The following is a 20,642-nucleotide window of genomic DNA, read 5'->3' on the forward strand; positions in this document are numbered from 1 at the left end:
TCATGTTCAAGGACATCAAATCCCTTCTCACGGCAGGCTGGATGCAGGGCGCCATTCCGCCGGCGCTGCTCGTCGTGCTGGTGCTGGTCATCGAGGTGGCGGCGCCGGGCTTCCTCACCGGTGATACGCTGATCCTGCTCCTGTCGAACACGGCAGTGCTTTTCATCCTCGCCGCGGGCGTGACCTTCGTCATCCTGATCGGTGGCATCGATCTGTCGATCCAGTCGGTGGCATCGCTCTCGAGCGTCATCCTGGCGCAGCTCTTGCCGCAGATCGGTATGCTCGCCTTCCCGGTCGCGATCCTGTCGGGCCTCATCTTCGGCGTGCTCAGCGGCTACGTCCATGTTCGGCTGAAGGTGCCATCCTTCGTCGCTACCTTGGCGACTGGTGGCGTCGTTGCCGGTATCGCGCTCTGGGCCGCGGCTGGACGGGCGATCACCATCGAAGAGGGTGGCCGTGAAAACACGGCCTGGATCAACGGCAATTTTGCCGGTCTTCCGACCGTCATCTGGATTGCCGCCGTCATTGGCATCCTGGCCTTTGTCGGCCTGCGCTATACCCGCTTCGGCCGCCACAGTCTGGCGATCGGTGCCGGTGAGCCTGCGGCGATTGCGGCGGGCATCAATGTCGAGCGCACCAAGATCGTCGCTTTTGCGATCTCGGGCATGCTGGCGGCGATTGCCGGCTGCATCCTTGCCGCCCGTCTTTCCAGCGGCTCGCCGAATCTCGCCAACCAGCTGCTCCTGCCGGCGATCGCTGCCGTCATCGTTGGCGGTACCGCCATCACCGGCGGCCTCGGCGGTGTGGCGCGAACGGCGGTCGGCGCGCTGATCATCTCGATCGTGCGCATCGGCATGACCTTCATCGGCATCAATATCTTTGCCGAAAACGTCGTCTTCGGTTCGGTGCTGATCCTCGCTGTCGCCATCACCATCGACCGCAGCAAGATTGCGATCATCAAATGAGGATGGCTCTCAACAAAAAAAGCCGCGCCCAGGGGCGCGGCTCTCCGAAAACAGACCGGCCGTTACATCGTGTCGAGGCCGATCAGCTCGATCTTGTAGCCATCGGGGTCTTCGATGAAGGCGATATGGGTCGTGCCGTGCATCATCGGGCCCGGCGGGCGCGGGATCTTGGCGCCCTGCTTTTCGAGCGCGGCGCAGACGGCGTAGATGTCGTTGACGCCGAGCGCCAGGTGGCCGAAGCCGGTGCCGAGTTCGTAGGGCTCTTCGCGGCCCCAGTTATAGGTCAGTTCGATGACGGTGTCGGTCTCCTCCGGACCGTAACCGACGAAGGCGTTGGTGAACTTTCCGCCCGGATAGTCATCCTTGCGCAGAAGCGTCATCCCGAGCAGTTCCGTGTAGAACTTGATCGACCTGTCGAGGTCGAACACGCGGATCATGGTGTGCATATTTCGAAATTGGCCGGACGCTGCGGTCATAATACGGATCCTCCTGCAAGTTATCGATTTTACACTGGTTTTTAGCGAATGGCGAGCAGCGGAAAGTAACCCTGCACTTGATGTTCGAAACCAGTGTTGTATGATAACCATGTAAGTGACCCAATTGTCCAGATGTTTTCCCGCTGAACCGGAGCAACCGCATGAATGCCCATTCGCCCCTGCAGGAAAGAGCGCTCGCCGCCCTCGCTGCCGCCATGCCGGCAGACCTGTTGCTGACGGATGGCGAGGCACTCGAGCGCTATAGCCGTGACTGGTCCGGCGAGCATTACGGCCGCCCGCTGGCGGTTGCGCGGCCTCGTTCGGCCGAAGAGCTCAGCCAGCTGATGGCCTTCTGTCACCAAGAGAAAATCCACGTCGTTCCCCAGGGCGGATTGACCGGTCTCGTCGGCGCGGCGGTTGCCAGTTACCCGGGCGGCGAAGTGGTCGTCTCGCTGGAGCGGATGAACAAGGTGCGCTCGGTCAATCCGATCGATTTCGCCATGATCGTCGATGCCGGCTGCATTCTCGAAGATGCCAAGCGCCATGCCGAGGCGAAGGACTGTATCCTGCCGATCACTTTTGGCGCACAGGGGACCTGCCGCATCGGCGGCAATGTCTCGACCAATGCCGGTGGTTTCAACGTGCTGCGCTACGGCATGACCCGCGATCTGGTTCTCGGCCTTGAGGTCGTGCTCGCCGATGGCCGCATCTGGAATGGCCTCAGGACGCTGCGCAAGGACAATCGCGGTTATGATCTGAAGCAGCTTTTCATCGGCAGCGAGGGCACGCTCGGCATCGTCACTGCTGTGGCGCTAAAAGTGTTTCCGAAGCCGGAACAGGTGGAGACGGCGCTCGTCGGCCTCTCCTCCGTCGATGACGCGATGCAGCTCTATGCGCGGGCGCGCCGCCAGTGCAGCGATCTCCTGACTGCGTTCGAACTGATCCTGCGCGGCGGTCTGGAGATCGCCATCAACTCCCGGGACGACCTGCCCGATCCGCTGAGCGAGCCCTATCCCGTCTATGTGCTGATCGAGGCGTCGGCAGCCGGGCGTGTCGATCTCCGGGCTCTGCTCGAAGGTTTCCTCGCCGATGCATCCGATCTCGTCCTCGACGGCGTCATAGCAAGCAGCAAGGCACAGGGCGACCGCCTCTGGCTGCTGCGTGAAATGATGGTGGAGGCGCAAGGGCGTGGCGGACGATATCTCAGGACGGATGTGTCCGTTTCCATTTCGAGCCTCGCGGAATTCGTGACTGACACGCTGGACGCGTTGTCGAGCAAGTACCCGGAAGCGATCGCGGTGACCTACGGCCATGTCGGCGACGGCAATATTCATCTGAACATCGTGCCGCCCGTCGGCATGCCTGCCGATCAGTACGATGCTCTCTTTCACGCGACGGAAGAGGTGATCTTCGACGTGACGGACAAGCATGGCGGCTCGATCAGCGCCGAGCACGGCATCGGCCGCGTCAAGCAGAGCGCCTTCCTGAAGCGCGCCGACCCCTTGACGCTGGAACTTTCGCGCCGGATCAAGGATGCATTCGACCCGAAGCATCTGTTGAGCGAGGGGCGTATATTGGCAAGTGCAGCAGGCAGTGCAGAGGGGTAGGGAATGACGTTGAAACTCGACAAGGTCAATCGGGGGCCGCATCTGTCGACGCTGGTCGCGAGCTCGATCTCGCGCGAGATCGCCCAAGGGCGTCTGCGGCCGGGCGATCAGCTTCCGACCGAACAGCAGCTTGCGCAGACATTCGGCGTCAGCCGCAATGTCGTGCGTGAGGCCATCGCGCGCTTGCGCTCCGAGGGGCGCATCTGGTCTCAGCAGGGCCGCGGCGCCTTCGTCGCCGATCAGCCGAACGCCACCGTGCTGACCATCGATTACGAGGCGCTGCAGCAGGCGAACGCCTTCCAGTCGCTCTTCGAGCTTCGCGGCATCCTCGAAGTCGAGGCCGCAGCCCTTGCCGCCAAGCGGCGGACTGCCGACGATCTCAGCGCCATGAAGGAGGCGCTGGTGACCATGCGCGATGCGCCTTATGGCAGCGTCATGTGGCTGAAGACCGATCTCGAATTCCACAAGACCGTCGCTGCGGCGACCGGCAATGTCTACATGGTGCAGTTCCTGATGTTCGTTTCCGAGCGGGTGCGCGAATCCATTCTCGCATCGGGCAACCAGCAGCGCTCGGAAGACCTGGCAGCCGTCACGCTCGGCGAACACCAGCGTATCCTCGATGCGATCGAGGCAGGCGATGGTGACGAAGCCCGCGATGCGATGCGCGACCATCTCCATGGCGCCGCAAGCCGCGTCGGTCTTGCCGGAGAACAATCCGAGTAATCTGTTGAGGATCAGACATGACTGGAAGACTTGAGGGAAAGACGGCCGTCGTCACGGCGGCCGGGCAGGGGATGGGGCGTGCCACGGTGCTGGCCTTCCTGCGTGAGGGCGCCCGTGTCTGGGCGACCGATATCGACGCTGCCAAGCTTGAAACGCTGAACGAACATGCCGGTGTGACGACGCGCAAGCTCGATGTGCTGAACCCGGCCGAAATTACCGCCTTTGCCGGTGAGATCGGTGCCCCCGATATCCTCTTCAACTGCGCCGGCTTCGTCCATCACGGTTCGATCCTCGATTGCGACGAGGACGCCTTCGACTTTTCCGTCAACCTGAACATCCGCGCCATGTACCGGATGATCCGGGCCTTCCTGCCGGGCATGATCGAGCGCGGTGGCGGCTCGATCGTCAACATGGCCTCGGTCGCCTCGACCGTCATCGCCGCACCGAACCGCTTCATCTATGGCACCACGAAGGCTGCCGTCATCGGCCTGACGAAATCGGTGGCGCTCGATTATGTCGGCAAGGGCATCCGCGCCAACGCCATCTGCCCGGGCACGGTCGAAAGCCCGTCGCTGCAGGATCGTATGCGTGCGCTCGGCGACTACGATCAGGCGCGGGCTGGCTTCATCGCCCGCCAGCCGATGGGACGGCTTGGCACCGCGGAAGAAGTCGCCGATCTCGTCGTCTACCTCGCCAGCAATGAATCGGCCTTCATGACCGGCAATGCCCTCGTCATCGATGGCGGTTGGGCGAACGCCTGAAGACAAACCCCTTGAACGGATAATCGATATGAAGCTTCTGAGATACGGTCAGCGCGGCGCCGAAAAGCCCGGCATCCTCGACAGGAACGGCAAGGTGAGAGACCTGAGCGGTCAGATCGATGACGTCGCCGGCGCCAATCTGACGGCTGCGGGCCTCGCCAAGATCGCTGCCATCGACATCGAAAGCCTGCCCGTCGTCGCCGAGCCAGGCCGGCTTGGTCCCTGCGTTTCGCGCACCGGCAAGTTCATCTGCGTCGGCCTGAACTATGCCGACCATGCTGCCGAGACGGGCGCTGCCATTCCCGCAGAGCCGATCCTGTTCATGAAGGCGACGAGCGCCATCACCGGCCCCAACGATAATGTCATCATTCCCCTCAAGTCGAAGAAGACCGATTGGGAAGTCGAGCTCGGCATCGTCATCGGCGATGAAGCCCGCTACGTCTCGGAAGCCGATGCGATGAAGCATGTCGCCGGCTATTGCCTGATCAACGACGTCTCGGAGCGCGAATTCCAGGCGGAACGCGGCGGCCAGTGGACCAAGGGCAAGTCGGCCGACAGTTTCGGCCCGATCGGCCCCTGGATGGTGACGCGCGACGAAGTCGCCGATCCGCAGGATCTGAAGATGTGGCTCTCCGTCGATGGCGTGATGCGCCAGAACGGCTCGACGAAGACGATGATCTTCGGCGTTTCCTTCCTCGTCCACTACATCTCGCAATTCATGAGCCTGCAGCCGGGCGACATCATCTCGACCGGCACGCCCCCGGGCGTCGGCCTCGGCATGAAGCCGCCGGTCTTCCTGACGGCGGGCCAGACGATCAAGCTCGGCATCGAGGGTCTCGGCGAACAGACGCAGCTGACTGTTGACGCTGCTTGACGACAATGGGGAGCCGCCTTTACGGCTCCCCACTTACCGAAGCTGCATGGTGTTGAGCAGCCGAAGGGCTGCGCAGGCTGCGCCATAGCCATTGTCGATATTGGTGACGAGAAGGCCGGGCGCACAGCTGGCGAGCATCGCATTCAGCGCCGTACGGCCCTCTTCGGCGGCACCATAGCCGACAGAGGTCGGGACGCAGATGAGGGCGCCGCCATAGAGGCCGCCAAGGACGCTTGCGAGCGCCGCATCCATTCCAGCAACGGCGATGACGATTGGAAAACGGCTGATGTCCTCGACTCTGTCCATCAGCCGCCAGAGACCGGCGACGCCGACATCGATGATGAAGGTGGACTCGACGCCGGCGTGGCGAAGGGTGCGTTCGGCCTCGCGCGCTGCCGGGGCATCCGATGTTCCCGCTGAAACGATCGCAACCTTTCCGGTGAGCGACAGCGGCGGCAGCTGTCCGAAATAGGCCGTCTTCGACGTCTCGCACCAGTCGGTTTGTGCCTTGAGATGCGCCGGTAGTGCATCGTGTTTTGCCGCATCGAGACGGGTCAGAAGCAGGCTCGCATCACGCGCACTTGCGCTTTCGAGAATGCCCGCGATCTGCTGCGGCGATTTCCCGGCGCAGAAGACGGCTTCGCTGAGACCGATGCGCTCGGCCCGGGTGAAATCGAAGACGGTATCGGTGCTGCTCATGGCCGTGCACCGATGAAGGCGCTGCCGTTGCGGTAGGGCTCGAAGGTCACCGGCCTATCCTGATAGGCTTCAGGCAGCATCTCGCTGATAACGGCGCCCATGTCCCCTGTGCGCTGAAGGCTGCCGGGATCCAGTTCGATGACGACGCCGTTGCGGCGGATGCGGCAGCGGACGGTCTTCGGGCTGATCGCCTGGGTGAGGAAAGTCTCGATGCGATGCACCGCCGCCAGCGTTCCGGCGTCGATGGCGATCGATGTCTCGATCCGGCTGGAAAGGCAAGGCGAAGCCGGCAGTTCCGACAGGTCTCCGAGACCAGCCTCGCGCGCGAGACGCCGCACATCGGCCTTGCCGATCCCGGCCTCCACGAAGGGATGCCTGACAGAGAAATTGCGGGCGGCATCAAGGCCCGGCCGGTATTCGCCGAGATCGTCCAGATTGGTGCCCGACAGCACCTGCCGGGTGGTCCGTGCGGTGATGGCGCCGTAGAGATTGCCCTTGCAGAAGAAGCAGCGATTGAGGGGGTTGGCGATGTAATCGGGGTCGGAGAATTCGCCGGCATCGATCAGCTGCAGTTCCCAGCCTTCTTTGTCGGCGAGCATCCGCACCCGCTCCGTCGCCTCCGGCGGCACGGCCGGCGAAACGGCGTGCATGATGCCGGCACGCCCGGCGCCCAGGCGCTGGACGGCGATCGTCGCCAGCGTCAGCGAGTCGATGCCGCCGCTGACGGCGATCGAGACGTCGCCCAGCGTGTCGAGCACCGTGTCGAGCGCGTCTCTCACAGCAGATCTCCCCTCTTCTGCTTCAGCAGTCCTTCCAGCAATCGGCGCAACCCGTTACGGGCGGCCGCACCCGACGTCGAGGCCAGCGTATCGGCTTCGAGCTTGGCACTTCGCCCGGACGGGCGCTCGACCAACTTGAAGGCAAAGACCTGGCCGCCGTGCTCGACGGTTTCTTTTTCGCGGCGCAGCGTCATGCGCGCCGCCGTCGAAAGCCGCAGGCCGATCGTCGTCGTCTCGTCGAGGATGGCATTGGCGACCTCTTCCTTTGCGGCCGGGTCGACAAGCACGCGCAGATGCGTCATCATCCGGCCCTTCTTGCCGAACACTGGCGCCTGGATGACATCGCGCACGCCGTCCTGGCTGCGCAACCTGTCGATCGCCTGGGCGATGTCCTCGCCGGTCTGGTCGTCGATCTCGCATTCGAGGACTGCGATTGTCTCCTCGCTGATAGCTGCGTTTTCCCGCCGCTCGAAGGCGAGCAGCCGCAGGCAGTTGCTGACGCCCGCCAGCCGCTTGCTGCCGAAACCGTGGCTCGAAGCCTTCAAAGCCCTGCGCCCGGGAGCCGCCGGCTTCTCGCAGAGATAGGCGAGGATTGCCGCACCGGTCGGCGTCACCCGCTCGCCGGCAATGCCGTCGTCGATGACATCGAAGCCCTGGAGCAGGTGAACGGTCGCCGGTGCCGGGACAGGAAGAAGCCCGTGCGCGGTCTTCACCCGGCCGCTGCCGAGCGGAATGGGGCCGACGGTCCAGCCGGTCGCGCCGACCTGGCCGATCAGCCATCCGGCGGCGACGATATCGGCAATGGAATCCCAGGCGCCGACTTCGTGGAACGTCACGTCGTCAGGCGCTTTCCCATGCACCCGCCCCTCGGCCTCGGCGAGCTTTCCGAAGATGCCGGTGGCATGGCGTATGGTTTCGGCATCGAGGGACGAATGTGCCAGAGCATCGCGGATCGTCCGCCAGGCTACGTGGCCGCGTGTGTGGTGATCCGTGCCGTGATCGTGGGCTTCATGTTCATGGTGATGATGGCCATGATGGTGGTGATGATGCCCGTGGCCGTGATCATGCGCGTGGTCAGGCCCATGATCGCGATGGCTCACAATGAAGCGGCGGCCGGTGAGGATGCCGTCGTCATGGGCAACAAGCGCGCAATCGACGCGCTCGATCAGCGGGCAAAGCAGTATTGTCGCCTGCAGGCCTTCCTGCAGGTCTGGCCGAAAATCGAGAAGGGCGGCGACGAACATGTCGCCTGCAATACCGCCCACCGGATCGAGGTGAATTTCGAGCACGTTTCCGTCCCTATTTTCCGGTCCTGTGGGCGGTGAGCGACACGCCGTTCGCCGCCGCGATGACATCCGAGAGCGCCGGTACGAAGGATTGCCCCTGGCCGGCGGCGACTGCGGTTGCAAAGCTGTTGCGCACGGCTGCACCGACCGGGTTGACCGCCTGCAGTGCCTGGGCGAGCGAGGCGAGGTAGGACATGTCCTTCAGTGCATTGGCCATCGCGAAACGCTGGGCGTTCTCGTTGCGGTTCAAAACGAATTCGAAGAAGGCCTGGTAGAAGCCGCAATCCATGCGGCTGCCGCGCAGCACGCTGTCGAAAACCTCTGGTGTCAACCCCGCCTTGGCGGCGATCATCAGCGCTTCGGAATAGATTGCCGAATAGCCCATCGACACGAAGTTGTTCAGAAGCTTCATCGTATGTCCCGTTCCGGCGGGACCGGTCTCGATGATGCGGGCGGCGAAGGCTTCGAGGATCGGTCGGGCGCGGGCAATACCATCGGCAGATCCACCCGCCATCACATCCAGCTTGCCCTCCGCCGCTTCCTTCGGCGTGCGGGCGAGCGGCGCATCGACGAGCGTGATGCCCTGCTCCGAAAGCTCGGCGGCAAGCCTGATCGTCACGGCCGGGTTGGATGTCGAGCAGTCGATCAGCAGCATCCGCTTGCCGGAGGCAAGCAGGCCATCCGCACCCGACAGCAGTTGCTGGACCTCCTCCGATCCGGTGACGCACAGGATCACCACGTCGGATGCCTGTGCCAATTCCCTGGGCGTCGCCGCTTCGCTGGCGCCCTGCGCCTTCAGCGCCTCCACGGCTTCGCGTCTGCGATGCGCCATCACGGTCAGCGGCCAGCCCTTGCTCAGAAGGTTGGCGGCCATGCCGGAGCCCATGGCGCCGAGACCGATGAACCCGATTTTCTCTTTCATGCTTTCCTCCCGGTTGGTTTCGGTATCCCGGTATGCGGGCTTTTGCTTTTTCTAGTGGTATGGTTTAGCAACGGCAGTATTGGCAGCCCGGCGCCGGACGGCGAGATTGGACTTCGGAACGGAATGAAGGACAGGGACAGCGCGGTTTTCAACACCATCCCGCAGACGCCCAATCTGCGCAGCGGACTGGCCGACAGCCTGATCGCGCAGATCGAATCCGGCGACCTGAAGCCCGGCCAGCGCCTGCCGACCGAGCAGGCGATCATGGAAGCGACGGGCGTGAGCCGCACCATAGTGCGCGAGGCGCTGGCGACGCTCAGGGCCAAGGGGCTGATCACCACACGCCAGGGTCTCGGCGCTTTCGTTTCCAACGATCCGACGCCGCGCTCCTTCTCCATCATCCCGAACGACCTGGAATCGATCGACGAAGTGCTGCGCGTTCTCGAACTGCGCATCGGCATCGAGTATGAGGCCGCAGGTCTTGCGGCCCTGCGGCGCACGCCTGAGGATATCGCTCGCATGCAGGCGCGGCTGGATGCGCTCGATCAGGCGATCGAACAGGGCGGCTACGGGGCCGAAGAGGATTTCGCCTTCCATCGCTCGATCCTGGTCGCAACGCAGAATTCCTATTACGGGCGGCTGTTCGACACGTTTGGAACGGCCATGGTGCCGCGCCAGTGGGCGCGGCTCGACAACATGACGGCGCTCGAGCGCGAGGGACATGCAGCCCGCATGCGCAAGGAACATCACGCGATCTTCCAGGCGATCCGCGATGGCAATGAAGCGGCGGCGCGCAAGGCGCTGCGCGCTCACCTGTCGAAGAGCACGGCGCGCTTCGAAGAGCTCCGCGACGCCCGCCTTCATCGATAGCCGGTCAGCCCGCATAGCGAGGCACGACATAGGGCCCCTCCGGAATGATCGCGACATCGGGATCGCCGCTTCGTGAAATGCTGCGGGCGATCGCGGCCGTCAGGTCGTCGATCACGCCGACGCCGGTCAGCTCCTGGTCGCCGCCGGAAAGCCCGGTCGTATAGAGTTCGACCCGGCCGAGCCGCATCGGCTTCAGCTGCATTTCCGTCTGCCATTCATCGATTTCGGCAAGGCTCTTGGCCGTGAGCGTCGCCAGGAAGCGTTCAGGGCCGAGTTCTACAAGGCGCGCCTGCGCCTCGCGGAATTCGGGCGAACCGAAGCCTTCGGAACATTCCGACGCGATGATCAGCGTGCCGCCGGGCTTCAGGATATCGAGCGGCGTCACCATGCCCTTGATCGTCTGGTAATAGGTCTTGTCGAGCGGATAGCCGGCGGACGAAGTGACGACGGTCGAAAACTTGCGGTCCATCGGCACCTGCGTCGCGCCGCTGACGAAATCGACGGCCGCCTGGTGGCTGGCGATGATCTCGCCGAAGGTGACGCAGACGAGGTCGCGCTCCTCGTCCAGCACCGTATTCAGCGCAAAGACCTCGCCGAGCATGCGGACGATCTCCAGCTGCTCCTCGTGCAGGGGATTGCCGATCAGATTACACTGCACCGCGAGCGGGTCTTCCATGAAGCGGGCCGAGTGGAAGGTGCGGATCGTCTCGTGATGGGCGACACCCGGTGCGATGACCTTGCGCCCGCCGGACCAGCCGGCCATGAAATGCGGCTCGACGAGGCCGGTGGCAATCTTGAGATCGGCCTCGGCAAACAGCCGGTCGAGCTTGACCGGCGTGTTTCGTGTCTTCGTGAAGCCGAAATCGACATGGGCATCTTCATCGCGGGCGTAGTGGTTCTCGACCCTGACATTCTCGAGAACCCAGGGATCGCCGACGAGTTCGGCCAGTTCATCGCCGAGATTGGGGCGGTGAAGGCCGGTTGCGACCAGCACCGAGATTTTTTCGCGAGCAATGCCGGACGCAATCATCGTCTCGATCATCGGGCGCAGGAACAGCCGATTCGGCACCGGCCGGGTGATGTCGCAGATCAGAATGCAGGCGCTTCTGCGTCCCCTTGCAAGCTCGGCAAGCGGTGCCGAGGCGATCGGATTGTCGAGAGCGCCCCGAATGGCCGCCTTGGGGTCGGCGAGCTTCGGAAGTGCCTGCTTTCGGATCACCGCCGGGCGGGCGCCCGGTGGAAGGGTGATGTCGAGATGGCCGCGGCCATAGGAGAGGGCGATTTCGTTCATGTCAGGCCTGCTCCGCCACGCCGCCGAGATAGAGCTCGCGCATCAGCGACATGTCCTTGAGTTCGGCAATCGGCCCCGATGTTGCGATCCGGCCGTTCTGCATCAGGTAGCCGCGGCTGGCGACCGAGAGCGCCAGCCCGGCATTCTGCTCGACCAGCAGAACGGAGGCGCCGAAGCTCTTGCCGATATTCAGGATGATCTGCTGGATTTCTTTCACCAGCAGCGGCGAGAGGCCCAGCGAGGGCTCGTCGAGCAGGAGCACGCGCGGGCGCGCCATCAGCCCGCGGGCAATCGCCAGCATCTGCTGCTGGCCGCCGCTCAGCGATCCGCCTTTCTGCTGGCGTTTGGTCGCAAGGATCGGAAAGAAGCTTTCCATGGTCTTGACGTCGGTCTCGACGGCATCCGTGTCGCGCCGAGCATAGGCGCCAAGCCGGAGATTTTCCTCGACCGACATGTCGGCAAAGATCCGCCGCCCCTCGGGAACGAGGACGACGCCGCGCTTGGCCATGATGTCGGGCGTGCGGCCGGTGACGTTCTCGCCGGCGAAGCTGACGCTTCCCGACCGCGGTTTGACGAGGCCGACGATGGTCCGCAGCAGCGTCGATTTGCCTGCGCCGTTCGGACCGAGAATGGTGATGATCTCGCCGTCTTCCAGGGTGAGTGAAACATCGCGATTGACGACCGTCGCGCCATAGCCCGTCGTCACGTTTGTAACATTGAGCAGCATCAAAGCGCACCTCCGAGATAGACTTCCAGCACTTTCGGATCGGACAGCACGGCCTGTGTCGGGCCGTCGGCGATCTTCGACCCGAAGTCGAGAACCACCAGACGCTTGCAGAGCATCTGCATCAGCTTCATGTCGTGATCGATGACGCAGACGCTGATGCCGTGGCCGGGGAACTGCTTCACCAGGCCGACAAGCGTTGCCGTCTCGCGGTCATTGAGGCCGGCGGCCGGTTCGTCGAGCAGGATCAGCGAGGGGTGGGTTGCGAGCGCCAGTGCGATGCCGAGAAGGCGAAGATTGCCGAAGGGCAGGACACCGGCGCGCTCATTGGCGAGCGCCGTCAGGCCGACGAAGTCGAGCAATGCCGTCGGCGTCGTCCAGGGATAGGGACGGCTGGTCTTGCGGGCGTGTTCGCAGGCGATCTGGACGTTTTCGAGTACGGACAGCCCGGGAAATGCCATGGCCTGCTGGAACGTGTAGCCGATGCCGGCGCCGGAGACTTCGTGGGCCGCAAGGCGGGTGATATCGCGGCCGCGCCAGGTGACGTGCCCCTCGGTCGGCTTGTAGACGCCGGTGATGACATTGAAGAGCGTCGTCTTGCCCGAGCCGTTCGGCCCGACAATGCCGAGGATCTCGCCCTCTTCGATCGAGAGATCGACGCCGGAGAGCGCGGTGACGCCGCCGAACTGCTTCTTCAAGCCCGATATTTCGAGAATGGCGTTCATCGTCCGGCCTCCGAAGCGTGGTTGCGTCCGGCGGCAGGGGACGGCGCCTGTTTGCGGCTGGCGCCGAACAGCCGCTGCCATCCATCGGCGAGGCCGGCAATCAGGCCGTTCGGCAGAAGCAGGATGACCGCGATCAGGCAGACGCCGTAGAGAATGCGCGACTGGACCGGGTCGAGGTTCAGAACCTCCGGCAGGAAGGACACGAGAATGCCGCCGGCAATCGGCCCGAGAAGCAACCGCGCGCCGCCGATCATCACCATCAGTGCCAGGTAGATGCTGGGGAAGGAGGCGAACTGGCTTGGGGAGATGTGGCGCAGGAAATAGGCGAGCAGCACGCCGGAGACGCCGGCAAAGACGCCGCTGACGACGAAGGCGCCGATTTTGTGGCGGCCGACATTGATGCCGAGCGAGCCGGCCAGCTTCTCGTTTTCGCGGATGGCGCGAAGCGTGCGGCCATAGGGTGAGTTGATGATCGCCCAGCTGGCGATGGCGCTGAGCGTCACGAAGGCCAGGACGACGAAGTAGTACGGCACGAGATCGTCGGCGCGCATGCCGAAGAAGTTCACGGGAAGCTGCAGGTCGAGCCCGGTTGCCGCCCCGGTGAAGTCACCGCCATTGGTCAGCACGATGGTCAGCAGCTGGCCGAAGGCGAAGGTCATGATGACGAAGTGGTGGCCGCTGACGCGCAGCGACGGCACGCCGATGATTGCTGCAAAGGCCGCTGCCGCAATGCCGCCGATCGGCAGCGCCAGCCAGAAGCCGATGCCGGTGTCGCGGGCAAGGAGCGCGGCGGCATAGGCGCCGACGCCGACGAGTGCCGCATGTCCCATCGAGAGAATGCCGGTCTGACCGAAAAGTACCGAGAGGCCGTAGAGGGCGACGATGTTGATACCGGCCGAAATGGCGAGCGACAGCATGCGGTTGCTGGCGCCGATTGCCGGAACGAAGGCTAGGATCGCCAGCACGACGAGAGCCGGGGCCAGCGAGCGGAGCGACGAAAGAGGGGTGTTCATAGCATGTGCCTTTCGTGCGTCACGCCATCTTCGGGCCGCTGGTGCCGCCGAACAGGCCGTTCGGGCGGAAGAGCAGAACGAGGATCATCAGGGCGAAGGAATAGGCGTCGGTCCAGGCGGAGAAGCCGTAACCGGCGCTGAAGCCCTCGACGATGCCGAGGATAAGGCCGGCGACGACGGCCCCCGTCAGGTTTCCGAGGCCGCCGATCAGCGCGACCGCAAATCCCTTCATGACCATCGTGCCGCCGGTGAACGGCGTGATCGGAAAGAGCGCGATCAGCAGCGCGCCGCCGAGACCGGCAAGGGCGCTGCCGAGCACGAAGACGCCGGTGATATAGCGGCGCACCGGAATACCCATCAGGGCCGCGGTATCGCGATCGTCGACGGCGGCGCGGAGCGCGCGGCCATAGCGGCTGCGGGTGACCATGACGAAAGTGAGCGCCACGACGGCGATGGTGACGAGGATGACCATGACGCGAACCGAGGCGATGCGCACGCCCGCGACATCCCAGATGCCGGTCAGCGGCCGCGGAATGCTCTTCTGGTTCGGGTCATAGAAGAAGATGACGATGTGCTGCAGCACGACGATCAGGCCGAGCGAAACGATGAAGCCGTTGGTCGGGCGCGTGAGCGTGAAGCGGAAGAGCGCGCGCTCGAGAACGAAGCCCATGACCCCGACGGCGAGAATGGCGAGCACAAGAGCCAGATAGAAGCTGAGGCCTGCCTGCACGGCGAGCCAGGTCACGATGCTGCCGATCATCAGGAATTCGCCATGGGCGAAATTGATGATGCCGGTCAGTCCGAAGATCAAGGTAACCCCGACGGCGATCAGCGTGATGACGCTTGCGATCGACAGACCGTTGAGGATTTGCTGAATGAGAATGTCCACAGCCCTGTTCCGCTGTTGCGCGGACCGCACGGGCGGCCCGTCGGTTTTCTGAATGAAAGTCCCGCCGGCGCAGGGGGCCGGCGGGAGGCGCATCGGCAGTTTATTCCGCGGGGGCTTCGGCGGGTGGCTGCTGCATCGCGCAGGAGATGTCGCCACCCGGAGCTGCGGCGCAGACCTCGGTTGCGTGGGTCACCTGGTGGCTCTTGTTGAAGGAGAGATCGTCGGAGACGACGCCCTTGTGGTGCAGCGATTCAAGCGCTGCGACCGTCTTGTCCGGATCGAGCGAACCGGCCTTGGTCCAGGCTTCGGCGAGCATGTGCACATAATCGTAGTAGAGCAGCGAGACCGAGGAGGTCACGCCCTTCGGGGCGCCGGCTGCGAAATAGGCCTTGAAATAGGTCTTCGCGTTGGCGTTGGAGGATTCACCCCAGCAGATCGGCACGCAGCTCATGGCCACCGGCACGTCGGCGGAGAGGCCACGCTCCTTCCAGATGCCCGGATCGACGCCGAACAGGAAGTAGCTCGGGGCAACGCCGAGTTCGAGCGCCTGCGGCAGCGCCGTCAGCGTCGAGTCGCCATTGTACCAGAAGTGCACGACGTCAGGATTGAGGCTCTTGGCGCGTGTCAGGAACGGCGAGAAGTCGGTGGTATCAGGCGGATAGGAAATGACTTCAGGCACTTCCTGGCCCTCGGCCTTCAGTGCCTTGACGTAGTAGGAAGTCAGGAACTGACCGGTCGCGTCGTTGCCGACGATGACGACGGATTTTTTCAGCGGATGGCCGACAAGCGGCGTCAGCAGGCTGAGAACGCCGCGGGCGGTCGAGCCGGAGCGCTGGAATTCCTGCGGCTCGGACTGGAAGAGATAGTGATCCTCAGCGCCGGGGGCGACGGACTGCGGGTTCAGGATCTTGGCCAGCGTGCTGTTGCCGGCAAACTGGATGACCTTGGCGGGCTGGGTGATTTTGGTCATCGCCAGCGTGAAGTCATGGGTTTCGGAACCGAAGATCGCCGAGACTTTTTCGTCGCGGACAAGCTCCTGCGTTGCCGCGATTGCGGTGGAGATATCGGTGCGGTCGTCGCGCTTGACCATCTCGACCTTGTAGGTCTTGTCACCAACCTTGACGCCTCCCGCGTCGTTGATTTCCTTGACCGCGAGGCCGACGCCCGCCGGCAGGGTGTGACCGGCCGAGACGAAAGCGCCCGATTCCGCCGCGACGACGCCGATCTTGATCGTGTCTTCGGCGGCTGCCATTTGCATAGACGCGCCGAGGCCCAGCGCTAGAGAAATGCCTCCCAAAACAAGTGATCGCACGGTCTCATCCTCCCGATGCAGATTTTGCGTACTTACCGGGTTGTCGTACAACCCTGTTTTCTGATAATTGGGTTGACGGAGAATGTCAAGCAAGTCCAACCAAGCGGCGCCGGCGTGCCGGCCGCCGCAAAACGAGGGAGTGAGTTATGCGAACCAAGGAATTCGGCCGCACCGGCCGGAAGGTCAGCGAGATCGGATTTGGCGCCTGGGCGATCGGCGCAGCATGGGGGGAAGTGAATGACGAGGAGGCACTCACCGCCCTTCACGCCGCTCTCGATACCGGCGTCACCTTCATCGATACGGCCGACGTCTATGGTGACGGCCATTCGGAGCGGCTGATTGCCAAGGTGATGAAGGAGCGGGGCGGGGAGCGTCCGTTCATCGCCACAAAGGCCGGGCGTCGCCTGCCGCAACAATCAGTCGAGGGCTACAGCGCCGAAAACCTCGACGGCTGGATCGATCGCAGCCTAAAGAACCTGGAGACCGATTGCCTCGATCTCGTGCAGCTGCATTGCCCGCCGACGGATCTCTACTACCACCCTGAGGTCTTCGGCCGCCTCGACAAGCTGGTCGAGAAGGGCAAGATCCGCAATTACGGCGTCAGCGTCGAGCGCGTCGAGGAAGCGCTGAAGGCGATCGAATATCCGGGCGTCGTCAGCGTCCAGATCATCTTCAATGCCTTCCGCCAGCGTCCGATCGAGCATTTCTTCAAGCAGGCCCTGGAAAAGAAGGTGGCGATCATTGCCCGCGTGCCGCTGGCAAGCGGTCTCTTGTCCGGGAAGTTCAAGAAGGACACCAAGTTCGAGGCTAATGACCATCGCCTGTTCAACCGCAATGGCGAGGCGTTCGATGTCGGCGAGACTTTCTCGGGCGTGCCCTATGAAGTCGGTCTCGAAGCTGTCGAAAAGGTTCGTCCGCTCGTTTCAGGCGATACGGCCATGGCGAAATTCGCGCTGCGCTGGATTCTAATGTTCGACGCCGTGACGGTGGCGATCCCCGGTGCGCGCAATCCGGCGCAGGCGAGCTCGAATGCCGAAGCTGCCGGTCTTCCGGCCATTTCCGACAGTGCGATGCGGGAGATCAAGTCGATCTACGACACCTACATCAAGCAGTATGTGCATCAGCGCTGGTAGGGGATTTCAGCTATGACGAGCCCTATCATCGATTCCCATCATCACTTCTGGGATCCCGCCAGCGGCGGCGACTACGGCTGGCTGAGCGGCCCGTTCGAGCCGATCAACCGCGTCTTCGAGCCTGATGATCTTCGCCCGGCTTTGCAGAAAAATGGCGTCGCCGGCACCGTTCTCGTCCAGACCTGGAACGATCTCGGCGAGACCTGGGACTTCATCCGCACGGCCGAAGCCACGGATTTCGTCGCCGGCGTCGTCGGCTGGGTGGACCTGACCGACCCGAAGCTCGGCCAGACGCTTGCCGAACTCAAGTCTTCGCCCGAAGGCAAATGGCTGGTCGGCGTGCGTCACCTGATCCAGACGGAGCGCGATCCGAACTGGCTGTTGCGCGCCGATGTGAAGGCCGGGCTTCTGGCGGTTCAGGCTTCCGGTCTGGTCTATGACCTGGTGCCGAACCTGCCGCAGCTGCCCTCCTGCATCACCACGACGCAGGCCTTCCCGGAGATGCGCTTCGTGCTCGACCACATTTCGAAGCCCGAGATCCGCAATCGCGGCTTCGACGAATGGGCGGTGCTGATCCGTCAGTTCAGGGGGCAGCGCGATCACGTCTGGTGCAAGCTATCGGGCATGGTCACCGAAGCGAACTGGCAGAGCTGGACGCCGGAGGATCTCAAGCCCTATGTCCATGAGGTGCTCGACGTCTTCGGCACCGACCGCTGCATGTTCGGTACCGACTGGCCGGTCTGCCTGGTGGCGGCGAGCTACGACCGCGTTATCGAGGCGCTGCAGCAATGCCTCAAGGATCTTTCCAGCGCCGAGCGGGAGCGGATCTTCGGGCTGAACGCCATCGAGGCCTATCGTCTCCCCGGCTTTCAGGAGCGCAGGGTATGAGTGACACTATGACCCCGAGCAAGATCGGCTTTGCCTCGCGTCTTGGCTTCGGCGCGAGCGGCATCGGCACGCTCTATCGCGATGTCACCGAGGCGCAGGCGGCCGAGGTGCTGGCTGCGGCCTATGGAGGCGGGATGCGCTACTTCGATACCGCGCCGCTCTATGGCCACGGGCTGAGCGAATTGCGTCTAGGCACCTTCCTGCGGACGATCGATCGCAAGACCGTCACCGTCTCGACCAAGGCCGGGCGCTATATGGCGCCGCCCTATGGCGAGGCGGTCGATTATGGCCTCTGGGCCTCGCCGCTGCGGCTCAAGCCGGTCTTCGACTACAGCTATGCCGGAACGATGCGCTCGCTGGAGCAGTCGGCGAGCCGGCTGGGTATTGCCGATTTCGATCTGGTCTATATCCACGATGTCGACCGCTTCACCCATGGCGATGCCTATGAGCGGCGCTTCAACGAAGCCGTCGAGGGCTGTTACCGGGCGCTCGACGATCTCAGGAAGGCCGGTCACATCAAGGCGATCGGCGTCGGTGTCAACGAGAGCGACGTCGCAACGCGGTTCATCAAGACCTGCGCGCTCGATGCGGTGATGATGGCCGGGCGCTACACATTGCTCGACCGGGCGGCCGAGGCTGACCTTTTGCCGGAAGCACAGCGTCAGGGCGTCGAGATCGTCGTTGCCGGGGTGTTCAATTCCGGCATTCTCGCAACCGGCGCCGCCAGCTCGGGAGCGACCTTCGATTACGGCGCGCCGCCTGAGCATGTGGTCGCAAGGGCAAAGAGGATCGAGGAGATCTGCACGCGTCACGGCGTTCCGCTTCAGGCGGCGGCGATCCAGTTCGCCTTCCGCAATCCGCAGGTCTCAGCGGCCGTCCTCGGCATGAGCCGACCGGAGCGCATCGCGCAGAATCTCGACTGGGCGAAACTGCCGATCCCCGAGGTTCTCTGGCAGGAAACCGACGCCCTCTTCGAGCGCGAAGGCTAAGATGAGGCGCCCGCGTGCAAAGCGCGCGGGCGTCTTTCAGCGTTTGATACTGCCGACCCGCGATAGCAGGATGACCGGCAGCAGGCTGACGAGCACGATTGCGAGAGCGGCGATCGATGCCTCCTCATAGGTACCTCGGGCCGCCTCGCCGTAGAGATGCGTGGCGAAGGTCTCGACATTCAGTGGGCGCAACAGCAGCGTCGCCGGCAATTCCTTGACGCAATCGACGAAGACCAGAAGCGCGGCAGCGGCGATCGCCGTTTTCGACAGTGGCAGGTGCACGAGGCGGAATGTGCCCGATGGCGTCTGTCCCAGCGTGCGCGATGCGTGGTCGAGCGAGACGGGAATGCGCGCCAATCCGGCGTCAATGCCACCCGCCGAAATCGCCAGGAAGCGGACCGTCAGCGCATAGACGAGCGCCGCTCCCGATCCCATGAAGAACAGTCCGGTGGCGATGCCGAACCATTGCGCACCGGCATGAAAGATCAGCCGGTCGGCACCGCCGAGAACGATCAGCACGCCGATCGCAACGACAGTGCCCGGCGCGGCATAGCCGGTTGCGGCAAGGCGCAGCAGTGACGACGAGCCGGTACCGGGCCGCAGGCGAGCCGCATAGGCGAGCATCAGGCCAAGAAGGATCGCGGCGGCAGTGGCGATCGATGCGAAAAGGACGGTGTTGACCGCTTCGCTGAGGAAATTGGCGGAAACGCCGGCGAAGCGGAAGCGCTTCCAGGCTTCGGAAGCCAGGTAGATAGCCGGCGCGCCGAAGCCGAGGATAACAGGCAGGAAGCCGAGAACCGCGAGCACGATGCCCTTGGGTCTAGACACCTTTTGCGGCTGCAGGCCGCGGCTGCGGCGGCTGTCGGTGGCGTAGCGCTGATTGCGCCGCGCCCAGCGCTCGATGGCGATCAGCGCCACGACGATGAAAAGCAATGCAAGCGCAATCTGCGAGGCGCCGGGCAAGTCGGTGCGGGTGATCCAGGTCGTGTAGATCGAGACGGTCAGCGTTCGCACGCCGAGGAATTCGGCGGCACCCACATCGTTCAGCGTCTCCATCAGCGCCAGGCTGACGCCGACAGCAACGGCCGGGCGGGCGAGCGGCAGGGCGATGTGCCAGAAGGCTCCGCGCCTGGTGATGCCGAGCATCCGCCCGGCCTCGATGAGATTGGCCGACTGCGTCAGGAACATCGCTCTGACAGGGATATAGACATAGGGATAGAGCACCATGCCGAGCAGCAGGATGCAGCCGATCATCGAGCGGATATCCGGCAGGCGAAACTGCCGCGGGCTCTCGTAGCCGAGCATCCAGCGGATCGCGCCCTGCACCGAGCCGATCGGGTGCAGGATATCGAGATAGGCATAGGCGACGATGTAGGTCGGCACCGCGAGCGGCAGCAGCAGCGCCCATTCGAGAATGCGGCGGCCGGGAAAATCATAGGCGGTTACAAGCCACGCTGTTGTCGTGCCTATTGCTGCCGTCATCAACCCGACGCCACCAAGCAGGATCACGGTATCGGCGAGTGCGACCGGCAGAATGGTCGAAAACAGATGGCTCCAGAGCGACGGCGAGCCCTTGAAGGCTTCGAAGGCAAGGCCGCCGAAGGGCAGCAGGACGAGAAACGCAACAAGCCCGGCTCCGGAAAGCCAGGCGCTGACGGGCCGCCTCGCCGGGCGGTTTGCCGCTGATATCAGGGACATGCGATCATCCGGGAAGGG

Annotated in this window: 21 protein-coding genes; 9 read left to right on the top strand and 12 right to left on the bottom strand. The window is 63.7% G+C overall.

Annotation, left to right across the window (positions count from 1 at the left end; genetic code table 11):
* Positions 1-2: 2 nt before the first annotated feature.
* Positions 3-965: an ABC transporter permease gene (locus ACEN84_RS25155; protein WP_413712079.1), complete on the top strand. Its 963-nt coding sequence runs from the start codon at positions 3-5 to the stop codon at positions 963-965.
* Between the two features lie 62 nt (positions 966-1,027).
* Here ACEN84_RS25155 and gloA read toward each other — a convergent pair whose 3' ends face one another.
* Positions 1,028-1,441, bottom strand: coding sequence for a lactoylglutathione lyase (gene gloA, locus ACEN84_RS25160; RefSeq protein ID WP_112714791.1), 414 nt, complete (start codon positions 1,439-1,441; stop codon positions 1,028-1,030).
* A 161-nt stretch (positions 1,442-1,602) separates the two neighbouring features.
* Here gloA and ACEN84_RS25165 point away from each other — a divergent pair, with 161 nt between their 5' ends.
* The 4 genes from ACEN84_RS25165 to ACEN84_RS25180 are packed head-to-tail and all read left to right on the top strand — an operon-like array spanning position 1,603 to position 5,406.
* Positions 1,603-3,048: an FAD-binding oxidoreductase gene (locus ACEN84_RS25165; protein ID WP_413712080.1), complete on the top strand. Its 1,446-nt coding sequence runs from the start codon at positions 1,603-1,605 to the stop codon at positions 3,046-3,048.
* Positions 3,049-3,051: 3 nt separating this feature from the next.
* Positions 3,052-3,771 (top strand): FadR/GntR family transcriptional regulator, encoded by a 720-nt coding sequence (locus ACEN84_RS25170; RefSeq protein WP_112714795.1) that lies wholly within the window; start codon positions 3,052-3,054, stop codon positions 3,769-3,771.
* Between the two features lie 17 nt (positions 3,772-3,788).
* The gene (locus ACEN84_RS25175) at positions 3,789-4,532 is read left to right on the top strand and encodes an SDR family oxidoreductase (protein WP_130280529.1); all 744 of its coding nucleotides are present in this window, start codon (positions 3,789-3,791) and stop codon (positions 4,530-4,532) included.
* A 28-nt stretch (positions 4,533-4,560) separates the two neighbouring features.
* Positions 4,561-5,406 (top strand): fumarylacetoacetate hydrolase family protein, encoded by an 846-nt coding sequence (locus tag ACEN84_RS25180; protein ID WP_413712081.1) that lies wholly within the window; start codon positions 4,561-4,563, stop codon positions 5,404-5,406.
* Between the two features lie 33 nt (positions 5,407-5,439).
* On the opposite strand, the gene larB is transcribed toward ACEN84_RS25180, so the two are convergent.
* From larB to ACEN84_RS25200, 4 genes are read right to left on the bottom strand one after another with little or no spacing between them, the layout of a single operon-like run.
* Positions 5,440-6,105, bottom strand: a complete 666-nt coding sequence (larB, locus tag ACEN84_RS25185; protein ID WP_413712082.1) for a nickel pincer cofactor biosynthesis protein LarB — start codon at positions 6,103-6,105, stop codon at positions 5,440-5,442.
* A complete protein-coding gene (locus ACEN84_RS25190; protein WP_413712083.1) occupies positions 6,102-6,884 on the bottom strand; it encodes an adenine nucleotide alpha hydrolase in 783 nt (260 codons plus the stop codon). The genes larB and ACEN84_RS25190 overlap by 4 nt, the downstream gene beginning before the upstream one ends.
* Complete coding sequence (locus tag ACEN84_RS25195; RefSeq protein WP_413712084.1) at positions 6,881-8,239, bottom strand: LarC family nickel insertion protein; 1,359 nt, start codon at positions 8,237-8,239, stop codon at positions 6,881-6,883. The genes ACEN84_RS25190 and ACEN84_RS25195 overlap by 4 nt, the downstream gene beginning before the upstream one ends.
* Positions 8,184-9,092, bottom strand: a complete 909-nt coding sequence (locus tag ACEN84_RS25200) for an NAD(P)-dependent oxidoreductase (RefSeq protein WP_413712085.1) — start codon at positions 9,090-9,092, stop codon at positions 8,184-8,186. Before ACEN84_RS25200 ends, ACEN84_RS25195 begins: the two co-directional genes overlap by 56 nt.
* Positions 9,093-9,215: 123 nt before the next feature.
* Between ACEN84_RS25200 and ACEN84_RS25205 the strand changes: the two genes are divergently transcribed.
* Positions 9,216-9,962 (top strand): FadR/GntR family transcriptional regulator, encoded by a 747-nt coding sequence (locus ACEN84_RS25205; protein WP_112714809.1) that lies wholly within the window; start codon positions 9,216-9,218, stop codon positions 9,960-9,962.
* A gap of 4 nt (positions 9,963-9,966) precedes the next feature.
* Here ACEN84_RS25205 and larA read toward each other — a convergent pair whose 3' ends face one another.
* The 6 genes from larA to ACEN84_RS25235 all read right to left on the bottom strand — a co-directional run bounded on the left by larA (position 9,967) and on the right by ACEN84_RS25235 (position 15,862).
* Positions 9,967-11,253, bottom strand: coding sequence for a nickel-dependent lactate racemase (larA, locus tag ACEN84_RS25210; protein ID WP_413712086.1), 1,287 nt, complete (start codon positions 11,251-11,253; stop codon positions 9,967-9,969).
* 1 nt (position 11,254) lies between these two features.
* Entirely contained in the window at positions 11,255-11,980 is a 726-nt protein-coding gene (locus tag ACEN84_RS25215) for an ABC transporter ATP-binding protein (RefSeq protein ID WP_413712087.1), read from the bottom strand.
* Complete coding sequence (locus ACEN84_RS25220; RefSeq protein WP_413712088.1) at positions 11,980-12,702, bottom strand: ABC transporter ATP-binding protein; 723 nt, start codon at positions 12,700-12,702, stop codon at positions 11,980-11,982. Before ACEN84_RS25220 ends, ACEN84_RS25215 begins: the two co-directional genes overlap by 1 nt.
* Positions 12,699-13,715 carry a branched-chain amino acid ABC transporter permease gene (locus ACEN84_RS25225; protein ID WP_413712089.1) on the bottom strand — a complete coding sequence of 339 codons (1,017 nt, stop codon included), beginning with the start codon at positions 13,713-13,715 and terminating at the stop codon, positions 12,699-12,701. Before ACEN84_RS25225 ends, ACEN84_RS25220 begins: the two co-directional genes overlap by 4 nt.
* Positions 13,716-13,734: 19 nt before the next feature.
* Positions 13,735-14,604, bottom strand: coding sequence for a branched-chain amino acid ABC transporter permease (locus ACEN84_RS25230; RefSeq protein ID WP_199625704.1), 870 nt, complete (start codon positions 14,602-14,604; stop codon positions 13,735-13,737).
* Between the two features lie 100 nt (positions 14,605-14,704).
* On the bottom strand, positions 14,705-15,862 hold the full coding sequence (locus tag ACEN84_RS25235) for an ABC transporter substrate-binding protein (RefSeq protein ID WP_413712090.1): 1,158 nt from the start codon (positions 15,860-15,862) through the stop codon (positions 14,705-14,707).
* Positions 15,863-16,062: 200 nt separating this feature from the next.
* On the opposite strand from ACEN84_RS25235, the gene ACEN84_RS25240 reads away from it, so the two are divergent.
* From ACEN84_RS25240 to ACEN84_RS25250, 3 genes are read left to right on the top strand one after another with little or no spacing between them, the layout of a single operon-like run.
* The gene (locus tag ACEN84_RS25240; RefSeq protein ID WP_413712091.1) at positions 16,063-17,049 is read left to right on the top strand and encodes an aldo/keto reductase; all 987 of its coding nucleotides are present in this window, start codon (positions 16,063-16,065) and stop codon (positions 17,047-17,049) included.
* Positions 17,050-17,061: 12 nt separating this feature from the next.
* On the top strand, positions 17,062-17,937 hold the full coding sequence (locus tag ACEN84_RS25245) for an amidohydrolase family protein (protein ID WP_413712092.1): 876 nt from the start codon (positions 17,062-17,064) through the stop codon (positions 17,935-17,937).
* On the top strand, positions 17,934-18,926 hold the full coding sequence (locus ACEN84_RS25250) for an aldo/keto reductase (RefSeq protein ID WP_413712093.1): 993 nt from the start codon (positions 17,934-17,936) through the stop codon (positions 18,924-18,926). Before ACEN84_RS25245 ends, ACEN84_RS25250 begins: the two co-directional genes overlap by 4 nt.
* A gap of 36 nt (positions 18,927-18,962) precedes the next feature.
* Here the strand turns inward: ACEN84_RS25250 and ACEN84_RS25255 are convergent, their stop codons facing one another.
* Positions 18,963-20,624: an ABC transporter permease gene (locus ACEN84_RS25255; protein WP_413712094.1), complete on the bottom strand. Its 1,662-nt coding sequence runs from the start codon at positions 20,622-20,624 to the stop codon at positions 18,963-18,965.
* Between the last annotated feature and the right edge of the window lie 18 nt (positions 20,625-20,642).

It is taken from the genome of Rhizobium sp. Rhizsp82 (assembly GCF_047325115.1).
Classification (GTDB): Bacteria; Pseudomonadota; Alphaproteobacteria; order Rhizobiales; family Rhizobiaceae; genus Rhizobium.

What these genes read in the sequence shown, in the direction of transcription:
- ACEN84_RS25180 (WP_413712081.1), top strand. Translation starts at nt 4,561, where the DNA reads ATGAAGCTTCTGAGATACGGTCAGCGCGGCGCCGAAAAGCCCGGCATC.
- ACEN84_RS25220 (WP_413712088.1), bottom strand. Translation starts at nt 12,702, where the DNA reads ATGAACGCCATTCTCGAAATATCGGGCTTGAAGAAGCAGTTCGGCGGC.
- ACEN84_RS25225 (WP_413712089.1), bottom strand. Translation starts at nt 13,715, where the DNA reads ATGAACACCCCTCTTTCGTCGCTCCGCTCGCTGGCCCCGGCTCTCGTC.
- ACEN84_RS25235 (WP_413712090.1), bottom strand. Translation starts at nt 15,862, where the DNA reads ATGCAAATGGCAGCCGCCGAAGACACGATCAAGATCGGCGTCGTCGCG.
- ACEN84_RS25175 (WP_130280529.1), top strand. Translation starts at nt 3,789, where the DNA reads ATGACTGGAAGACTTGAGGGAAAGACGGCCGTCGTCACGGCGGCCGGG.
- ACEN84_RS25195 (WP_413712084.1), bottom strand. Translation starts at nt 8,239, where the DNA reads ATGTCATCGCGGCGGCGAACGGCGTGTCGCTCACCGCCCACAGGACCG.
- ACEN84_RS25165 (WP_413712080.1), top strand. Translation starts at nt 1,603, where the DNA reads ATGAATGCCCATTCGCCCCTGCAGGAAAGAGCGCTCGCCGCCCTCGCT.
- larB (WP_413712082.1), bottom strand. Translation starts at nt 6,105, where the DNA reads ATGAGCAGCACCGATACCGTCTTCGATTTCACCCGGGCCGAGCGCATC.
- ACEN84_RS25255 (WP_413712094.1), bottom strand. Translation starts at nt 20,624, where the DNA reads ATGTCCCTGATATCAGCGGCAAACCGCCCGGCGAGGCGGCCCGTCAGC.
- gloA (WP_112714791.1), bottom strand. Translation starts at nt 1,441, where the DNA reads ATGACCGCAGCGTCCGGCCAATTTCGAAATATGCACACCATGATCCGC.
- ACEN84_RS25240 (WP_413712091.1), top strand. Translation starts at nt 16,063, where the DNA reads ATGCGAACCAAGGAATTCGGCCGCACCGGCCGGAAGGTCAGCGAGATC.
- ACEN84_RS25155 (WP_413712079.1), top strand. Translation starts at nt 3, where the DNA reads ATGTTCAAGGACATCAAATCCCTTCTCACGGCAGGCTGGATGCAGGGC.
- ACEN84_RS25250 (WP_413712093.1), top strand. Translation starts at nt 17,934, where the DNA reads ATGAGTGACACTATGACCCCGAGCAAGATCGGCTTTGCCTCGCGTCTT.
- ACEN84_RS25200 (WP_413712085.1), bottom strand. Translation starts at nt 9,092, where the DNA reads ATGAAAGAGAAAATCGGGTTCATCGGTCTCGGCGCCATGGGCTCCGGC.
- larA (WP_413712086.1), bottom strand. Translation starts at nt 11,253, where the DNA reads ATGAACGAAATCGCCCTCTCCTATGGCCGCGGCCATCTCGACATCACC.
- ACEN84_RS25245 (WP_413712092.1), top strand. Translation starts at nt 17,062, where the DNA reads ATGACGAGCCCTATCATCGATTCCCATCATCACTTCTGGGATCCCGCC.
- ACEN84_RS25205 (WP_112714809.1), top strand. Translation starts at nt 9,216, where the DNA reads ATGAAGGACAGGGACAGCGCGGTTTTCAACACCATCCCGCAGACGCCC.
- ACEN84_RS25215 (WP_413712087.1), bottom strand. Translation starts at nt 11,980, where the DNA reads ATGCTGCTCAATGTTACAAACGTGACGACGGGCTATGGCGCGACGGTC.
- ACEN84_RS25170 (WP_112714795.1), top strand. Translation starts at nt 3,052, where the DNA reads ATGACGTTGAAACTCGACAAGGTCAATCGGGGGCCGCATCTGTCGACG.